Genomic DNA, 16,405 nt, shown 5'->3' on the forward strand with positions numbered 1-16,405 from the left:
ACATGCATAATAACGACCAAAAATCCACCAAGTTCAGCCAAAAAATACTATCTATTTGTTTTGTAATGATAAAATTAAGATACTATTTTTTATAGATACTTTCCAATTTAATAAATTCTTTTCTTATATTTTCTCAAAATAATGCGTTTTTAAGTTTTTATTTGTCCAAATAATCACACTTTACGCATGCTTTAAAATAATACTGCTCATTTATATATTAAATATATTCAATTAATAATCTATTTTTATATTTCAACATTCAAAGCCAATGAGTCATTTTTTATACGATCAATTGCACCAAAATGAATCAAATATTAGTTTACATGTAAAGTTTTTAACCATTTTTTAATGACCAGTAAAGGCTAAACCTAGAGAACTACAGGCTTTTGAAAAGTGATAAGTATTTATTTTATAAGCATCAAAATATAGGCAATCTAAAAATTTACTTACAATTGTACTGATGCTTCATTTTTTTTATGCACCTAAAACTTGATTTGACATATTATACTCGACCGGTGCTGTGATTTTACTCAGTTTTTTCTTCGATACTGAATGACTAATTGACTGTAGCAACGTCATTTTTTATCCCTAAGTATAATTGACAAAATTTTAGTAGCCACTAATCTTATAGCAAATTTTGACACCGTCTGATTCGCACATGACAAGATTAGTATTTCGAGTCAGATAATCATTCACCAGGACAGGAGATCTATTGAATGTCTGCAGCAACTGGCAAAAAAGCCGTATTACAGCTTGATGGCAAAGAAATTGAATTACCAATTTACAGCGGCACATTGGGCCCAGATGTAATTGACGTTAAAGATGTATTAGCATCAGGTCACTTTACTTTCGATCCTGGTTTTATGGCGACAGCGGCTTGCGAATCTAAGATCACATTCATTGATGGTGACAAAGGTGTGTTATTACACCGTGGCTATCCGATTGATCAATTAGCGACTCAAGCAGACTACTTAGAAACTTGCTACTTATTATTAAATGGCGAGCTTCCAAATGCTGAACAAAAAGCAGAATTTGACGCTAAAGTACGTAACCACACGATGGTTCACGATCAAGTAAGCCGTTTCTTCAATGGTTTCCGTCGTGATGCTCACCCGATGGCGATAATGGTTGGTGTTGTTGGTGCGTTATCTGCGTTCTATCACAATGCGTTAGACATCGAAGATGTTAATCACCGTGAAATCACTGCGATTCGCTTAATCGCAAAAATCCCTACGCTTGCAGCGTGGAGCTACAAATACACTGTAGGTCAACCATTCATTTACCCACGTAATGACCTTGGTTATGCAGAAAACTTCTTACACATGATGTTTGCTACGCCTGCTGACCGTGATTACAAAGTAAACCCAGTTCTTGCTCGCGCAATGGATCGTATCTTCACGCTTCATGCTGACCACGAACAAAATGCGTCTACTTCTACTGTTCGTCTTGCTGGTTCTACTGGTGCGAATCCGTATGCATGTATCTCTGCTGGTATCTCAGCACTTTGGGGACCTGCTCACGGTGGTGCAAACGAAGCTGTACTTAAGATGCTTGATGAAATTGGTAGCGTAGAAAACGTTGCTGAATTCATGGAAAAAGTGAAGCGTAAAGAAGTTAAACTCATGGGCTTCGGTCACCGTGTTTACAAAAACTTCGACCCACGCGCGAAAGTCATGAAACAGACTTGTGACGAAGTTCTTGAAGCTTTAGGCATCAACGATCCACAATTGCAACTTGCAATGGAACTTGAGCGTATTGCGCTTAGCGATCCGTACTTCGTAGAGCGTAAGCTTTACCCGAACGTAGATTTCTACTCAGGTATCATCTTAAAAGCGATTGGTATCCCAACAGAAATGTTTACGGTAATCTTCGCGCTTGCACGTACAGTAGGCTGGATCAGCCACTGGTTAGAAATGCACAGCGGTCCATACAAAATCGGTCGTCCACGTCAGCTTTACACAGGCTCGACTCAACGCGACATCAAACGTTAATTCATATTAGCGTTGATAAAAAAGGATGCTTATGCATCCTTTTTTTTGTTTTATCCGTTATGCTTGAGAAAAATAACACCTACATACCTTTATATACGTCCCACTAAAACATTGAAGCAATGAACAAAAAGTCCGCTGTTTTATACGAAACAACAATCACAGCATACGAAATGAAGATTCTGTCATTTGTGCTGTTTTTGGCACTGATAATACTCAGCTGGTTATTTTTGGTTTATTGCCTCTACGATTTTAGTCTTTACTATTTTTATCAAATTCTCCCCTTCTTCGCCCAACTGCTTAATATTGCGTTGATGATGGGTCTATTGATACCTGTTCTTTATCTTTATAACCAGCTTTATCAAAAATGTTTAAGACAAACGATTACGCTTAAACTCTATCGGCAAGGTCTCGGTCTGGAAAAATCAGCGCAAACTTCTTTTTATCCTTGGCAAGATTTGATTCATATTCAACTCCGACAACATCATTCCCAGATCCATAGCTTAAACCTGCTGACCAAAACAGCACTTTATCGGCTATATTTTTATTTCAATTCGTGGATGTGGCCTGCCACTTTAACCCAACAACACAGTGAGTTTTTACAGTTTTGGAAAAAACTGGAATCTCTGGCTAAGCAGCAACAATTACAGCGCACCAGCAATGCCAGTATCAACAAGAAAACCCATGTTGACATCATGGCCTTGATCGCTGATCAACAGGCACATACTGCATTTCAGCGTAAACAAAAGTGGATTTCCACAGCTTTTATTCTTGGGATTTTAGCAAGTTTCAGTACGTTTATCGCTTTATTACTCTGGCATGAATTTGATGATGGCAGTGTCAAGTTACCCAGCCAACAAACATCGTCGATCTCTGGGACAAATTTTGAAACTTTTCAAAATCAGGTCTATATTTTCAAACAAGGTCAAGGCACATTTCTACTTCCCGCTGCGAGTGCCAATCAATTTACAGGCTTGGCTTTAAGTCACCTTCCTGATCGTGCCGATGAACTCTATAGTAATGTCGGCAAAACACCTCAACAGGTTTACTGGCAAGATCATGTGCTCACTCAGCTAGATCCAGCCCACACGCATTATTTAGGGAATGATTACACCAAAGATCAACAACACGTTTACTTTCAGGATAAACCCCTAACCAACGCAAATGCAGCTGGTTTTACTGCGATATTACATCCACAATTTAATGCACTCGGCTATTTCTATGCAAAAGATGACCGACAGGTCTATTATAAAACACATGCTTTAACCGACTTAAATCCACAACAGAGCACGGCTTTTCCCAACAGCAATGAATATATTCATGATCAGCAATTTGTCTATTTTCAAGATAAAAAGTTAGACAGGCTCAATGCGCAACACACCCAGATTTTTAGTGGCAGCAACCGTTTTAGCCAAAACCTGAACTTAGCCACAGATGATCGATCTTTTTATTTAAATGAGCATCCTTTCCCCCATGTGGCTGAACATAAGTTTTGGGGAACCACCGCTGTCGATGCTTCACACTTGCAACTGATCGGCCATCAAAGTAGTGAACCTTACCCCGGAAATTTCAGCTATATTTTTGCAGATCAGCAACACATTTATATTTATGATGAATTTTATCAAAGCTTAAAAGTGCTCTATCGCTTTCCGCAGCCTGTTCATTTAAAGGTTTTAGCTGATCGCCGTTTTAGTGATGGTAAGCATATTTATACCATTCATGAAAAACTGTACCGCACCAAAGGCCGATCTTCTGGATCGACCTCTCATGGTTTTCGCATCAGTTTAATTCGTGAGTCAGATCAGCAGCACTTGGCCAGATATTTTGCCCGCAACCCAAGTTCGTTAAAACTGTCTAACCTGTTTCAACCTAACCATACTAGGTAGCACATGGACGAAATCTATTCACCCTCATCAAAGTGAATCTTTACAGCTAAAATCTTTGTTAAATTTCATCTTCTTCTAATTCTAATGCACGCAACAAGGTGTTACTGATGCCATCTGCACGTAACCATGCCAGCTCATAGCTCGCTTTCGCCAAAGCCAATACACGACTTTCAAACTCATCCCAGATCGGTTTAACCTGAGCATCACCAATTCCAAGACCGCTCTCATGCGCCAAATGTTTATTCTTCTCACAAATCTTTAAGGCATGATAGAGCTTACGACCTTTACTAGCGCTCTCTAACACCCTGATCCGCTTATTCTGAATAAAGCCTTCAATATGTTGCAAGTTCGCATGTGGCAATAAAGGCACAAGAATTTGATCGAGCTGTGCATCTAAACGCTTCCACACCATCAAACGTTGCTCGGCAGTATAGGTATTCCACTGAATCACCTCGTGATTAAAGCGACGACAACCACGACAGACCAGATCACCAAATACCGTTGAACAGCGCCCTGCACATGGGGTCAATGATGGAATTCGACGATCATTACTCAAAACCAACTCCTATAAAACCATATTTATTTTATGGTTTTCTCGCTTATTTTCAGATTTCACGCTAAGATATGCGCCTTATTTTCCTATCTTAATACATTTGGAGTTATCCATGAACGCTACTGTAGAACAGCTTGCACCTGTAGAACAGCAAGCGACCAATAATTGGGTTGTTGCAGCACTATATCAATTTAAAGAAGTTTCAGATGCAGCCGATCTGCAACAACGTCTTTTGGACTTAGTGAATAGCATCAATTTATGTGGAACTCTGATTGTCGCTTCTGAAGGAATTAACGGTACGGTTGCGGGTGACCGTGCTGCCATTGATGCAATCCATCAATTTCTTTTAAACGAAGGTTTTAACGCAATGGAATATAAAGAGTCTGAAAGCTCTGACAAACCATTCCGTAAAATGAAAATTAAACTTAAAAAAGAAATTGTAACTTTAGGTGTAGAAGTGAAGCCACGTGATTTGGTTGGCCACTATCTTGATCCTAAAGAATGGAATGAGCTAATTAGCCGTGATGATGTGATCCTGATTGATACCCGTAATGACTATGAATATAAAGCCGGTACCTTCAAGGGTGCAATCGATCCTAAAACAGAAACTTTCCGTGAATTTCCTGAATACGTAAAACAGAACCTTGAACAGCATAAAGACAAGAAAATTGCGATGTTCTGTACCGGCGGTATCCGTTGTGAAAAATCGACCTCTCTCCTTCTTCAAGAAGGTTTTAATGAAGTCTATCACCTGAAAGGCGGTATTCTTAAATACCTAGAAGAAACTCCTGCTGAAGAAAGTATGTGGGAAGGTGAATGCTTTGTATTTGACGGACGCACTGCTGTTACTCACGGCGTTGAAGAAGGTGAAAATATCAAGTGTCACGCGTGTGGCTGGCCGCTCACTAAAGTTGAAGCTGAGCTTCCAAGCTATGAACATGGCGTGTCTTGTGTTTACTGTATTGATAAAACCTCAGACAAACAAAAAGCAGGCTTCCGTATGCGCCAGTCACAAATTGCGGCTGCTAAACGCAAACGTCTGTAAAACGCCAAACAGACTGTATTCAAGCCATAGTTAAACTATGGCTTTTTTATGACAATGATAAAATGATGTAACGATTCGCTGCTTGAGCATTACAACAAGCACAACTATGCTAAAAACAACAATCAAATGAATCATATAAGGGCGTTATGGGACTGGAACAATGGGTTCTATCTATCATGGAGAAACTGGGATATTTAGGTATCGCATTTTTAATGTTTCTGGATAACGTTTTCCCGCCTATTCCTTCAGAAATTATTATGCCCTCAGCGGGCTACACAGCCTCGAAAGGTGAACTCACTCTGATCGGTGTGATTATGGCAGGCAGTGCCGGTTCAATTCTCGCAGCGATGCTGTTGTATTGGATAGGACGAAAAGTTCCTCAGCAACGCTTGTTTAATCTAACCGAACGCTACGGCAAGTATTTACGTATTCAAGTGTCTGATTTAGAAAAAGCACTAGACTGGTTCAACAAGCATGGGCATCGTATTGTCTTTTTTGGCAGAATGATTCCTGCGGTACGATCTTTGATTAGTATCCCTGCTGGCATGAGTAAAATGCCTTTTGCAAAGTTTATGTTTTATAGCATTGCAGGCACCTTAATCTGGACCAGTTTTCTGGCTTATTTAGGTTTTCATTTTAGTCAGAATCAGGCATTGATGAGCCTGATCATGCAACGTATCAGCACCATCATTTTAGCGATCGTTATTCTGTATCTGTTGTGGTGGGCGATTAGGAAATTTTATCTCAACAAATCCAATCAATAATCCAAACCCTACGGTATTCAAACGACAATTCTCAAGATCACTAATTCAAAGTAGCCAACCATAACTGGCTTTGCTGCATTTCGTCTCTTAGCCAATCTCTCAATAACAGCTTTCGAACATCCTCTTCAAATGGTTGTGCCGATAAAAGATAGTAAGATGAACCATCGGCATAACCAGAGGCTACCTGTTGCAGCAAATGATATTTAAGTTCCCTTTCAACCATATAAGCCGAAACAACAGTTGTTCCCAATCCAGCCAGACAAGCTTCAATGCATAAATAAAAATGCTCAAGAGAAACAGCTTTCATCTCCTTGAGTTGCGCTTGATGATGACGCTTAAATTGTTTCCACAATTGAGGCCTAGACTTGGAAATAAATACCTGATTTCCCGTAGACTGTGCATGCTTAGCTTTTACATAGAGCATTTGCTCATCTGCAATTTTTTCACTGTAGACCGCAGTACCCCAATCAAAATCATCTCTCCGTAAAGCCAAGTCAATATTTTGCGCCCTGAAATCGACCTCTCCTCCCGCAGTTAACAGACTGACCTCAAACTCAGGATAAAGCTGTTTAAATTGCGCTAAACGAGGAATCAGCCATTTCATTGCAATCGTTGGCTCGCAAGACAACACTAGATTCTTTTTTATGTCCGTCTGTTGTTGTAATTGTAATAAGCATTGATCAAGCTGCTGGAACACTTGCTGGCAACAATCAAATAAAATCTCACCTTGTTGGGTTAATCGTAATTTTCGTGCTTCCCGAATAAATAAAGCAAAACCGAGCATCTCTTCCAGACTTTTAAGCTGCTTACTCACCGCACCTTGTGTCACAAATAAGCGTTCTGCGGCAATCGTCATGCTTTCATAACGAGCAACATAATAAAAAAACTTAAGAGAATTCAAAGATAAACGCTCAATCATTCCAAAAACTCATGCATAGACAGGAATTAATTTCGTTTTTAAATATAACAAGAATATGAAAAATATAGAAATTATTAAAATGATTAGCTTAGGAATAGATGAGTGAATGAAATAATTACGGTAGGCTTGGTCACCTTATTGGCAGTTATTAGTCCAGGTGCAGATTTTGCCCTCGTAAGCCGAAATAGTTATCTTTATGGTCGATCTTTGGGGCTCTGCACTGCTTATGGTATTGCTTGTGGTGTCTGGGTGCATGTTGCATATAGCGTGATTGGATTAACGTTTTTGCAGCATCATATTCCCAGTTTAATTCATATTATCCAGTATATTGGAGCGACCTACCTGATTTATCTTGGCTATAAGATATTCACTCAAGCGCCAGTTAGATTGAATTCAAACAATATTGATCTGACGCGCTGGCAAGCATTTAAACATGGCTTTTTCACCAATAGTCTAAATCCTAAAACCACATTATTTGTCATGAGTATTTATTCTCAACTCATCAGCACCGAAAATAGCAATATGACACTTCTCGGCTATGGGCTTTTTATTTCTGCAAGTCACCTTACATGGTTTTGCATGATTGCCATTTTTTGTGCTACTCCAATGATTAGAAATAAGATTTTATCCAAGCAAATAATCATTAATCGTGTGATTGGTGCTGTACTCAGTGGTTTAGGGCTTAGTTTATTTTTTGCTACATTTTAAGGTTTAAAATAATAATCATCATAATATAAATACCCTGATCTGATTTTAATCATAAAAATCCACCGATAAAAAAACGTCCTCTAGGGACGTTTTCATATTTATTTTTTCTAGGGCAGCTTTTTTAAGCTGCTCCAGATGTAGCATTACGCTGGCGTATGATACATCAAATAGAGTTCATTCAAGTTTTCAGGAATTTCTTCTGCCAATTCATCCATGAGCTGGCCATTACGACGGAAAGATTCCATTTGTGGATCTTCTTCATCAATTCCGCTAAAGACCATGATCGGTAGGGTTAAGTCAATCAACTGTTCTTCAAACTCAGGCGCAAACCATGCATCTTCATTGAGGAACATTGCATCAACAAAACCAACACTCCAATCGCCTAAGCTTGACTCAACATCAGCTTCTTCGATTTCAAATGGAAACTCGATTCCATTTTCATTGGCTAAATCCTGACGAATAGATTCCAACCAAAGCTTCACCTGCTCAAGCACTTCAGCAGGAAGTTTTTTATGGTTACCTTCGAAAAGTTCATCTAACCAACGGTCAAATTGTGGACCAACGGCAATTGCACACAAAAAGCCATGAGTCGCTGCAAAATCTAGACCGTATTCGTTTTGATCACCGTCAAGATAATTACTCAATAAGTCTAAATCTAACGTGCTCATTCTTTGTTTAATCCAATTTTAAAAATACATCGGCAACAGCATAACATTTTCGGGCGTGAAGTCTTAGCAATTTCGCTTAGTCTTCGTCGTCAAGGTCATCATCGTCGAAATCATAGTCAAAATCTTTTAATTCTCGTTCTAAACGACGTTGAGCTAAAAGGTCATCAATTAAACGGCGCTTTTCTAATGATTCTTTAGCGCTGATTTTTCCTGATGACTCATCAAAACCAACATCATCTTCACCGTAGTTATCATCATCTAGTTCAAAATCTGTAGAAGACACTAAGTACCTCTAATGAAAAAATGTTAATGGGTCTAGCCGCTATTTATCGGTCTTGGCCCACCTTGTCAAGTTTTATTTGTTTTTTTTACCATAAAACCGTGTTTTGTACTTTTTTTCGGCAGTTTTTTTGTGTATTTATAATCCAGGGACATCAACAATGAAAAAAGTTCTTTAAACAGGAATTACGCTTGAAAAATTATGACTTAACCCCATATTCAATGAACAAACGTGAAATCAAATCTATTTTTTATTTAGAGCAAACGGATCAAATCCAAAACATTCATCGTGAATTGTGCTATCATGCACGGTTTTTCACCGCCACAGATTCAACAAAAGAGTAAGCAAAGATGAGCGATATGAATTCCCCTACTTCGCAAGTAGCGGCTCTGATTAGCCGAGGCAAAGAGCAAGGTTATTTAACTTACGCTGAGGTTAACGATCATCTACCAGACTCAATTACGGAAAGTGAGCAGATTGAAGACATCATCCAGATGCTTCAAGACGTTGGTATTCCAGTGCATGAACGTGCGCCAGAAACTGATGACACCATGTTTGGTGAATCAACCGAAGCTGCTGACGAAGTTGCCGAAGAAGAAGCTGCTGCCGTATTAGCATCGGTTGAAAGTGAGCCTGGTCGTACCACTGACCCTGTACGTATGTATATGCGTGAAATGGGTACAGTTGAACTTCTTACACGTGAAGGCGAAATTAGCATTGCAAAACGCATCGAAGAAGGTATTCGTGACGTTTTACATTCGATTGCTTACTGGCCAAATGCTGTTGAAGTTGTTTTACAAGAATATAATGATTTTTTAACTGGCGAACGTCGTCTTGCCGATATTCTTTCTGGCTATTTAGATCCGGAAACTGACGAAGAAATTCCAGAAGTTCTGGAAGAAGCTGAGATTGAAGAAGAAGATGAAGAGAAAGATTCTTCTAAAGCCAAAGACGTCAAACTTGATGATGATGACGAAGAAGAAGAATCTGAAGGTGATGATGACTCTGAAGGTGATTCAGGTCCAGACCCAGAAGTTGCTAAAGTTCGTTTCTCAGAATTAGAAGCGGCTTGGAACGAAACAAAAACAGTTGTGGCAAAACACGGTCGTAACAGTGAAGAAGCGAAAGCGGCACTCGAAGCGCTTGCTGCTGTGTTCATGATGTTCAAATTTACGCCACGTCTGTTTGAAATCATTTCAGAAATGATTCGTGGTACGCATGAACAAATTCGTTCAAATGAACGTGAAATCATGCGTTATGCAGTGCGTCGTGGTCGTATGGACCGTAACCAGTTCCGTACCACCTTCCCAGAGCAAGAATCGAATCCTGCATGGTTAGATGAACAGATTGCAAAAGCACCTGCTGAAACCAAAGCACATTTGGAAAAAGTACGTCCAGACGTATTGGCATTCCAACAAAAGATTGCCGATATCGAGAAAGACCTTGGCTTAAACGTTAAAGACATCAAAGAGATTTCTAAACGTATGGCTGTGGGTGAAGCGAAAGCACGCCGTGCCAAAAAAGAAATGGTTGAGGCCAACTTGCGTTTGGTAATTTCGATTGCGAAAAAATACACCAACCGTGGTTTACAGTTCCTCGATCTTATTCAGGAAGGTAACATCGGTTTGATGAAAGCCGTAGACAAGTTTGAATATCGTCGTGGTTATAAATTCTCGACTTATGCAACTTGGTGGATTCGTCAGGCGATTACCCGTTCGATTGCGGATCAGGCACGTACCATTCGTATTCCAGTACACATGATTGAAACGATCAACAAAATCAACCGTGTGTCTCGTCAGCTACTTCAAGAAATGGGCCGTGAGCCTACACCTGAAGAATTAGGTGAACGTCTGGAAATGGACGAAGTTAAGGTTCGTAAAGTACTTAAAATCGCAAAAGAACCGATTTCGATGGAAACACCGATCGGTGATGATGAAGATTCGCATCTTGGTGACTTCATTGAGGACTCAAACATCACTTCTCCAGTAGATGCTGCGACCTCGGAAGGCTTGAAAGAAGCGACGCGTGAAGTGCTTGAAAACTTGACTGAACGTGAAGCGAAAGTATTGAAAATGCGTTTTGGTATCGACATGCCAACCGACCATACTTTAGAAGAAGTAGGTAAACAGTTTGACGTTACACGTGAACGTATTCGTCAGATTGAAGCGAAAGCATTACGTAAGCTTCGCCACCCTTCTCGTTCTGAACACTTACGTTCATTCTTGGAAAACGACTAATCTTTGGGACATCTTGAGTGAGGGCTAAAGCCCTTATTCAAGACTTGAAGTTCAATACTTCATCCCCATCTATGTATTAGATCAAAAGCGCCTGCACTGATGCAGGCGTTTCAAATTAAGAGGTTGCTCATGTTAGACCGCACTCCTTCTCGTGAATTACAAGAACATCTTTGGGTCTTCCCAATGGACTATCCAATCAAATTGATTGGTAATGCAGGGGATGAACTTCGAGTCGCTGTTGTTGATATTTTGCAGAAGCACTTCCCTGAATTTGATGGCAACTCAGTAAAAGTTCAGCCTTCACGTACAGGTAAATACCACTCTTTAACAGCCCAATTACGCTTTGAAGAGCTGGAACAAGTTCATGCGTTATATGCTGATCTTGCAGCCTGTCCTTTAATCAAGACAGCGCTTTAATAGAGAAATCCAAAATGCGAAAGTGTTTTGGATTTTTTTTGCGTAAAAATAATATCCTTCCTGTTGATAAATCGCTATTTATCTTCTCAAAATCATTACATAATTACGCCACTGTCCCATTAAAAATTGCAAAGGAAATTCTGTTGTAATGAGTGCTGTAAAACCAAGCTTAATCATTCGTTGTTTCAATGATCTACAAGATTACACGACTCGTTTTGAAGCCATGAAAGACTTCACCACACATCGTGATGAAAACACCCCTGATGAAGTCTGGTTATTACAACATCAGGATGTTTTGACCCAAGGTCAAGCAGGTAAAGCCGAGCACATCCTCATGCACAGTAACCTGCCAATTGTTCATACAGATCGTGGCGGTCAAGTGACTTGGCATGGCAAAGGCCAGCTGGTTGCTTATTTTCTTCTGGATCTAAATCGCTTGAAATGGCATGTCCGTACTTTGGTGAGTTTTGCTGAACAAGCCATGATTGACCTGCTCAAACAGTACAATATCGATGCCTATGCCAAACCTGATGCCCCAGGGGTGTATGTAGATGGACGAAAAATCGGCTCACTAGGCTTTAAGATCCGTCGTGGACGTAGCTATCATGGTCTTGCGCTCAATATTGACTGTGACTTAACAGGCTTTCAAACCATTAATCCATGTGGCTATGCAGGTTTAGAAATGGTGCGCCTGCAAGACTTACTTGAAGATTATCCAAGCTTTGAACAGCTCTGTGATACTTTCATTGCTTATTTAAAAAATACCGACTTCTTTAATGACCTTGTAGTCAAATCTGAATAATTTACTTTTCAATCCCGACAAAATAAATTAGAGTAAAAGCTCTAAATTAGCTTTTGCATAATTTTAATAAGGGATGAGCAAGTGATTTCAACCAAAGCAGTGAAGCCCACTTTGCAATTTGCCTATGTCAAACTCATGATGGATGTCGTGGGTCGTGGCCTCGTAATGGCAAGCCAAGTGGATCGTGAAGTACAAGAGGAAGTGTCCAAGTTTCCTGTTGGTTTTATCCTTTCAATGAATGTTTTTCCAAATGGGCCAGCATTCATTGCTCGAGTGACCGAAGAAAAACAATTAGAGCTTCTGCCAAACTACAAAGGCAAGCCAGATTTAACCATTACTTTCAAACATCTGACCCATGCCTTTCTGGTATTTTCATTTCAGGAAAGTACAGCTCAAGCCTTTGCCAATGACCGTATGATCGCTGATGGTGATGTCTCCAGCGCCATTCGTCTAGTGCGTTGCCTGAATAAAATGGAAGCTTTGATCCTACCAAAATTGATCGCTTCACTTGCTGTGAAACGCTACCCTGCTGAATTGACATTAAAAGAAAAATTCGCAGGTGCAAAAAATATTTATCTTAAAGTCGCAAAATCATATCTGAAACGGAGCGCATAACATGGCTAAGCCTTATTACGAGTTTTTCTGTCCTGTAAAAGTCATTGCTGGTAACGCTGCGTTAGAGCACATCCCTTTTGAACTAGCGACTTTAGGTGCAAAACGCCCAATGATCATTACCGATAAAGGCGTGCGTGCCAATGGTTTACTCAGCCCAATTGAAGCTGCTTTCAGCACAACCGATGCAGTCATTGGCGCGATTTTTGATGATGTGCCACCCGATTCAAGTCTGGAAGTGGTTCGCCTCGCTGCTGAACTATATCGCAAGCAAAAATGTGATGCGATCATTGCGATTGGTGGTGGTTCAGTCATTGATACCTCTAAAGCAACCAACATCTTGGTGTCTGAAGGTGGCGATGACCTGTTGCAATATTCAGGTGCGCACAATCTACCAAAACCACTAAAACCATTCTTCGTGATTCCAACCACTTCTGGTACAGGTTCAGAAGTGACCATGGTCGCTGTGGTTTCCGATACGCAACGCAATGTAAAACTGGCTTTTGCCTCTTACTATTTGATGCCACATGCTGCGATTCTGGATCCACGCATGACCCAAACCTTGCCACCGCATTTGACAGCTATGACAGGTATGGATGCACTGACGCACTGTGTTGAAGCCTATACCTGTTTAGCAGCCAATCCGCTTAGTGACGCCTATGCAAGCGCAGGGATTAAAAAGATCAGCGAAAACCTGTTTAAAGTTTTAGACAATCCAAGTGATGCACAAGGTCGTCTAGAGCTTGCTCAAGCATCAACAATGGCTGGGATCGCTTTCTCAAACTCAATGGTTGGCTTAGTCCATTCACTGGGTCATGCGCTTGGTGCCGTTGCTCATCTGCCGCATGGATTGTGCATGAACCTATTCTTGCCATACGTGCTCGAATATAACAAAGAGATCAATGGCGACAAGATTGGTGAATTACTGCTTCCACTTGCAGGTGCAGATATTTATGCACAAACACCAGCTAATCTCCGTGCAGATAAAGCCATTGCGACGGTTCTTGCCATGCGTGACCGCTTATTTAGCCTAACCAAGTTACCACGTACCTTACGTGAAACTGGTAAAGTCACCGAAGCACAACTGGATGAAGTGGCTGAAAAGGCATTGAATGATGGCTCAATCATTTACAATCCAAAAGAAGCAAACCTGCAAGATATTCGTGCAATTCTGCAAAAAGCATGGTAATACATTGAATTAAATAATTTTAATTGGAATAAAGCCTCAATTTTGAGGCTTTATTTTATTTCAGTGAATCTTTATTCATCTTTTTGTTTACCCTTTTGGCAAAAAAGTTGCTAAAAAAAGTGTAAAAGTACTGCCAATTTATAGCATTTTACGATAGATTGGCGCACTTCGTTTTTTCTGTAGGGGGGATCATTTCGTCTCAAATGATCCTTAAACCATAGCTGATCCTTGATCAACGATTATGAGGATAACGCCGTTGACAAATATCTCTGGGACTCCATCGGTAGCTAAGCTGCAAAAGACACTCGGTCTTTGGCACATTATCATTATTGGTTTAGCTTACATCCAACCCATGACTTTGTTTGACACTTTCGGATTGGTTTCGGAAGAAAGTCATCACCATGTTCCGACCTCCTATATTGTTGCCCTGATTGCAATCTTATTTACTTCAATCAGTTATGGTCACATGATTCGTCGATACCCATCATCAGGATCGGCTTATACCTATGCACAAAAATCAATTCATCCCAATGTAGGTTTCATGGTGGGTTGGTCATCTTGGCTGGATTATTTACTTTCCCCGATGGTCAATATTATCTTGGCGGTGATTTATCTTGAAGCCTTATTCCCAACGGTAAATCACTGGGTCTGGGTAGTTGTGCTCACTGCATTTATGACAGGGATCAACTTACGTGGTGCCCGTTTTGTCGCCAACTTTAATAGCTGGATTGTACTGGTACAGTTGATTGTGATTGCGACATTTACCTATCTGGTTTATGACAAATTGCAAATGGGAATCAATGCGGATGGCGCGATTACGGCTGAAACCCGCTATCAGTTATGGAGTATGGAACCCTTCTGGAATGAACTGACCTCGGTTGGTGCATTAATTACAGGTGCAACCCTACTCTGCTTCTCATTTACAGGTTTTGACTCTCTCAGCTCTTTGGCAGAAGAAACCAAAGATACAGAAAAAACCTTACCGAAAGCGATTTTCCTGACTGCATTATTTGCTGGTGTTATTTTCATTATTAGCACTTACTTTATGCAGATTTACTTCCCGAATGATCCTAAGTCGTATTTCACCAATATCGCTGAAACTCAACCTGAGATTCTGCTTTTGGTCGGCGGTTCATTATTCCAGTCTTACGTACTTGCTTTTGCAATTGTAACGGTCATGGCGTCAGGGATTTCTGCACATGCAGGCGTTTCTCGCTTAATGTATGTGATGGGTCGAGACGGCGTGATCAACAAGAAGATTTTCGGTCATATTAGTCCGAAGACTTTTACACCGTCGTATAACATTATCATTGTCGGTTTAGTCGCATTGACTGCGGGCTTTATGGATCTGGATATTGTTATTTCAATGATTAGTTTTGGTGCACTGACAGCATTTACCTTTGTAAACCTGTCTGTTATTTCTCGATATGCATTACGAGATGGCCGAACTAAAAACCTGAAAGATATTATCAGCTTTGTGATTATTCCTTTGCTCGGCTTTATCAGCATCTTTGCAATGTGGCTTGAAATTGAAGAGTCGGCATTGAAGTTCGGTTTATGGTGGGCAATGTTTGGTATTTTATACTTGGGTTATAAAACCAAAGGCTTTAAATACAACGCACCACAACATAATGAATTTGATGACAAACACTAATCTTCATCCGATTTAAAATAAAAAAGGCGCTCAATGCGCCTTTTTTACTCTGTTTCATTTTAACCATGCAACTTTTCAACAATTGCTTTCACACGTTGAGCGTAAAGCTTCGCAGTCTCTAAATCACCTGTTGGAATCTCATCGACACTGGCATCTGACGGTGACTGAACCAACAGACCAACCGAACCACCCAAATTATTGATATCTTCACGTTTAGCCGCTTTAGTATTGGCTGGCAATAAACCCAAGCTCACCCAAATTCCACCATGCTGTGATGCCAAAGTTTGTAACTGGATTAAGGTGACTTGCTTATCACCATTCAAACTCGCACTGTTGGTAAAGCCCGCAAAAACCTTATCTTGCCAGCCGCGGGTAAACCAGATTTTAGAAGAGGCATCAGCAAATTTCTTAAACTGCCAAGGCGTTGCTGCCATATAGGTTGGTGCACCAAAAACAATACCTTGTGCGTCATTAAGCGTTTGCCAGTCTTGTTCATTAATCTCACCATTCTGATCAATTTCAATCAGAGAGGCATCAATTGCACCCGCAAAGGTTTCAGCAATCACTTTGGTATGGCCATAGCCAGAGAAATATACAACCGCAATTTTTGTCATGGATTTATCCAGAATTTTTAAAAAGTTCGATTTAATGATATATTTTAGAAACTAGGTGTCAATTAGTTA

16 protein-coding genes are annotated in these 16,405 nt (G+C 40.2%); 11 read left to right on the forward strand and 5 right to left on the reverse strand.

What is annotated here, in order from left to right; translation table 11 throughout:
- The first annotated feature begins 716 nt into the window (after positions 1 to 716).
- A complete protein-coding gene (gene gltA, locus EC846_RS16670) occupies positions 717 to 1,991 on the forward strand; it encodes a citrate synthase (RefSeq protein WP_004775175.1) in 1,275 nt (424 codons plus the stop codon).
- Positions 1,992 to 2,110: 119 nt separating this feature from the next.
- Complete coding sequence (locus EC846_RS16675; protein ID WP_123775831.1) at positions 2,111 to 3,874, forward strand: DKNYY domain-containing protein; 1,764 nt, start codon at positions 2,111 to 2,113, stop codon at positions 3,872 to 3,874.
- A gap of 58 nt (positions 3,875 to 3,932) precedes the next feature.
- Here the strand turns inward: EC846_RS16675 and EC846_RS16680 are convergent, their stop codons facing one another.
- Positions 3,933 to 4,430: a DUF1289 domain-containing protein gene (locus tag EC846_RS16680; protein ID WP_123775832.1), complete on the reverse strand. Its 498-nt coding sequence runs from the start codon at positions 4,428 to 4,430 to the stop codon at positions 3,933 to 3,935.
- Between the two features lie 109 nt (positions 4,431 to 4,539).
- Here EC846_RS16680 and EC846_RS16685 point away from each other — a divergent pair, with 109 nt between their 5' ends.
- Together EC846_RS16685 and EC846_RS16690 are read left to right on the forward strand one after the other, a co-directional pair.
- Positions 4,540 to 5,472: a rhodanese-related sulfurtransferase gene (locus EC846_RS16685; RefSeq protein WP_123775833.1), complete on the forward strand. Its 933-nt coding sequence runs from the start codon at positions 4,540 to 4,542 to the stop codon at positions 5,470 to 5,472.
- A gap of 146 nt (positions 5,473 to 5,618) precedes the next feature.
- Positions 5,619 to 6,236 (forward strand): DedA family protein, encoded by a 618-nt coding sequence (locus EC846_RS16690; RefSeq protein WP_123775834.1) that lies wholly within the window; start codon positions 5,619 to 5,621, stop codon positions 6,234 to 6,236.
- Between the two features lie 40 nt (positions 6,237 to 6,276).
- On the opposite strand, the gene EC846_RS16695 is transcribed toward EC846_RS16690, so the two are convergent.
- Positions 6,277 to 7,155, reverse strand: a complete 879-nt coding sequence (locus EC846_RS16695) for a LysR family transcriptional regulator (protein ID WP_123775835.1) — start codon at positions 7,153 to 7,155, stop codon at positions 6,277 to 6,279.
- Positions 7,156 to 7,257: 102 nt separating this feature from the next.
- On the opposite strand from EC846_RS16695, the gene EC846_RS16700 reads away from it, so the two are divergent.
- Positions 7,258 to 7,863, forward strand: a complete 606-nt coding sequence (locus tag EC846_RS16700; protein WP_123775836.1) for a LysE family translocator — start codon at positions 7,258 to 7,260, stop codon at positions 7,861 to 7,863.
- A gap of 143 nt (positions 7,864 to 8,006) precedes the next feature.
- Here the strand turns inward: EC846_RS16700 and EC846_RS16705 are convergent, their stop codons facing one another.
- Positions 8,007 to 8,531, reverse strand: coding sequence for a YecA family protein (locus EC846_RS16705; protein WP_005227080.1), 525 nt, complete (start codon positions 8,529 to 8,531; stop codon positions 8,007 to 8,009).
- A 76-nt stretch (positions 8,532 to 8,607) separates the two neighbouring features.
- The gene (locus EC846_RS16710; protein ID WP_004775189.1) at positions 8,608 to 8,814 is read right to left on the reverse strand and encodes a PA3496 family putative envelope integrity protein; all 207 of its coding nucleotides are present in this window, start codon (positions 8,812 to 8,814) and stop codon (positions 8,608 to 8,610) included.
- Between the two features lie 347 nt (positions 8,815 to 9,161).
- Here EC846_RS16710 and rpoD point away from each other — a divergent pair, with 347 nt between their 5' ends.
- The 6 genes from rpoD (at position 9,162) to EC846_RS16740 (ending at position 15,722) form a co-directional block, all read left to right on the forward strand.
- Complete coding sequence (gene rpoD, locus EC846_RS16715; protein WP_004775191.1) at positions 9,162 to 11,048, forward strand: RNA polymerase sigma factor RpoD; 1,887 nt, start codon at positions 9,162 to 9,164, stop codon at positions 11,046 to 11,048.
- 129 nt (positions 11,049 to 11,177) lie between these two features.
- On the forward strand, positions 11,178 to 11,465 hold the full coding sequence (locus tag EC846_RS16720; RefSeq protein WP_004775193.1) for a YbeD family protein: 288 nt from the start codon (positions 11,178 to 11,180) through the stop codon (positions 11,463 to 11,465).
- Between the two features lie 148 nt (positions 11,466 to 11,613).
- On the forward strand, positions 11,614 to 12,267 hold the full coding sequence (gene lipB / locus EC846_RS16725; RefSeq protein ID WP_005259213.1) for a lipoyl(octanoyl) transferase LipB: 654 nt from the start codon (positions 11,614 to 11,616) through the stop codon (positions 12,265 to 12,267).
- An 81-nt stretch (positions 12,268 to 12,348) separates the two neighbouring features.
- A complete protein-coding gene (locus EC846_RS16730; RefSeq protein ID WP_004775197.1) occupies positions 12,349 to 12,882 on the forward strand; it encodes a hypothetical protein in 534 nt (177 codons plus the stop codon).
- A 1-nt stretch (position 12,883) separates the two neighbouring features.
- Positions 12,884 to 14,068, forward strand: a complete 1,185-nt coding sequence (locus EC846_RS16735) for an iron-containing alcohol dehydrogenase (RefSeq protein ID WP_005259214.1) — start codon at positions 12,884 to 12,886, stop codon at positions 14,066 to 14,068.
- Between the two features lie 256 nt (positions 14,069 to 14,324).
- Entirely contained in the window at positions 14,325 to 15,722 is a 1,398-nt protein-coding gene (locus tag EC846_RS16740) for an APC family permease (protein ID WP_004775199.1), read from the forward strand.
- Between the two features lie 59 nt (positions 15,723 to 15,781).
- On the opposite strand, the gene EC846_RS16745 is transcribed toward EC846_RS16740, so the two are convergent.
- The gene (locus EC846_RS16745; RefSeq protein ID WP_123775837.1) at positions 15,782 to 16,336 is read right to left on the reverse strand and encodes a flavodoxin family protein; all 555 of its coding nucleotides are present in this window, start codon (positions 16,334 to 16,336) and stop codon (positions 15,782 to 15,784) included.
- Positions 16,337 to 16,405 lie beyond the last annotated feature (69 nt).

Source organism: Acinetobacter sp. BIGb0102 (assembly GCF_003815055.1).
In the GTDB taxonomy this organism is placed as follows: Bacteria; Pseudomonadota; Gammaproteobacteria; order Pseudomonadales; family Moraxellaceae; genus Acinetobacter; species Acinetobacter vivianii.

What these genes read in the sequence shown, in the direction of transcription:
- gltA (WP_004775175.1), top strand. Translation starts at nt 717, where the DNA reads ATGTCTGCAGCAACTGGCAAAAAAGCCGTATTACAGCTTGATGGCAAA.
- EC846_RS16675 (WP_123775831.1), top strand. Translation starts at nt 2,111, where the DNA reads ATGAACAAAAAGTCCGCTGTTTTATACGAAACAACAATCACAGCATAC.
- EC846_RS16685 (WP_123775833.1), top strand. Translation starts at nt 4,540, where the DNA reads ATGAACGCTACTGTAGAACAGCTTGCACCTGTAGAACAGCAAGCGACC.
- EC846_RS16690 (WP_123775834.1), top strand. Translation starts at nt 5,619, where the DNA reads ATGGGACTGGAACAATGGGTTCTATCTATCATGGAGAAACTGGGATAT.
- EC846_RS16695 (WP_123775835.1), bottom strand. Translation starts at nt 7,155, where the DNA reads ATGATTGAGCGTTTATCTTTGAATTCTCTTAAGTTTTTTTATTATGTT.
- EC846_RS16705 (WP_005227080.1), bottom strand. Translation starts at nt 8,531, where the DNA reads ATGAGCACGTTAGATTTAGACTTATTGAGTAATTATCTTGACGGTGAT.
- rpoD (WP_004775191.1), top strand. Translation starts at nt 9,162, where the DNA reads ATGAGCGATATGAATTCCCCTACTTCGCAAGTAGCGGCTCTGATTAGC.
- EC846_RS16720 (WP_004775193.1), top strand. Translation starts at nt 11,178, where the DNA reads ATGTTAGACCGCACTCCTTCTCGTGAATTACAAGAACATCTTTGGGTC.
- lipB (WP_005259213.1), top strand. Translation starts at nt 11,614, where the DNA reads ATGAGTGCTGTAAAACCAAGCTTAATCATTCGTTGTTTCAATGATCTA.
- EC846_RS16735 (WP_005259214.1), top strand. Translation starts at nt 12,884, where the DNA reads ATGGCTAAGCCTTATTACGAGTTTTTCTGTCCTGTAAAAGTCATTGCT.
- EC846_RS16745 (WP_123775837.1), bottom strand. Translation starts at nt 16,336, where the DNA reads ATGACAAAAATTGCGGTTGTATATTTCTCTGGCTATGGCCATACCAAA.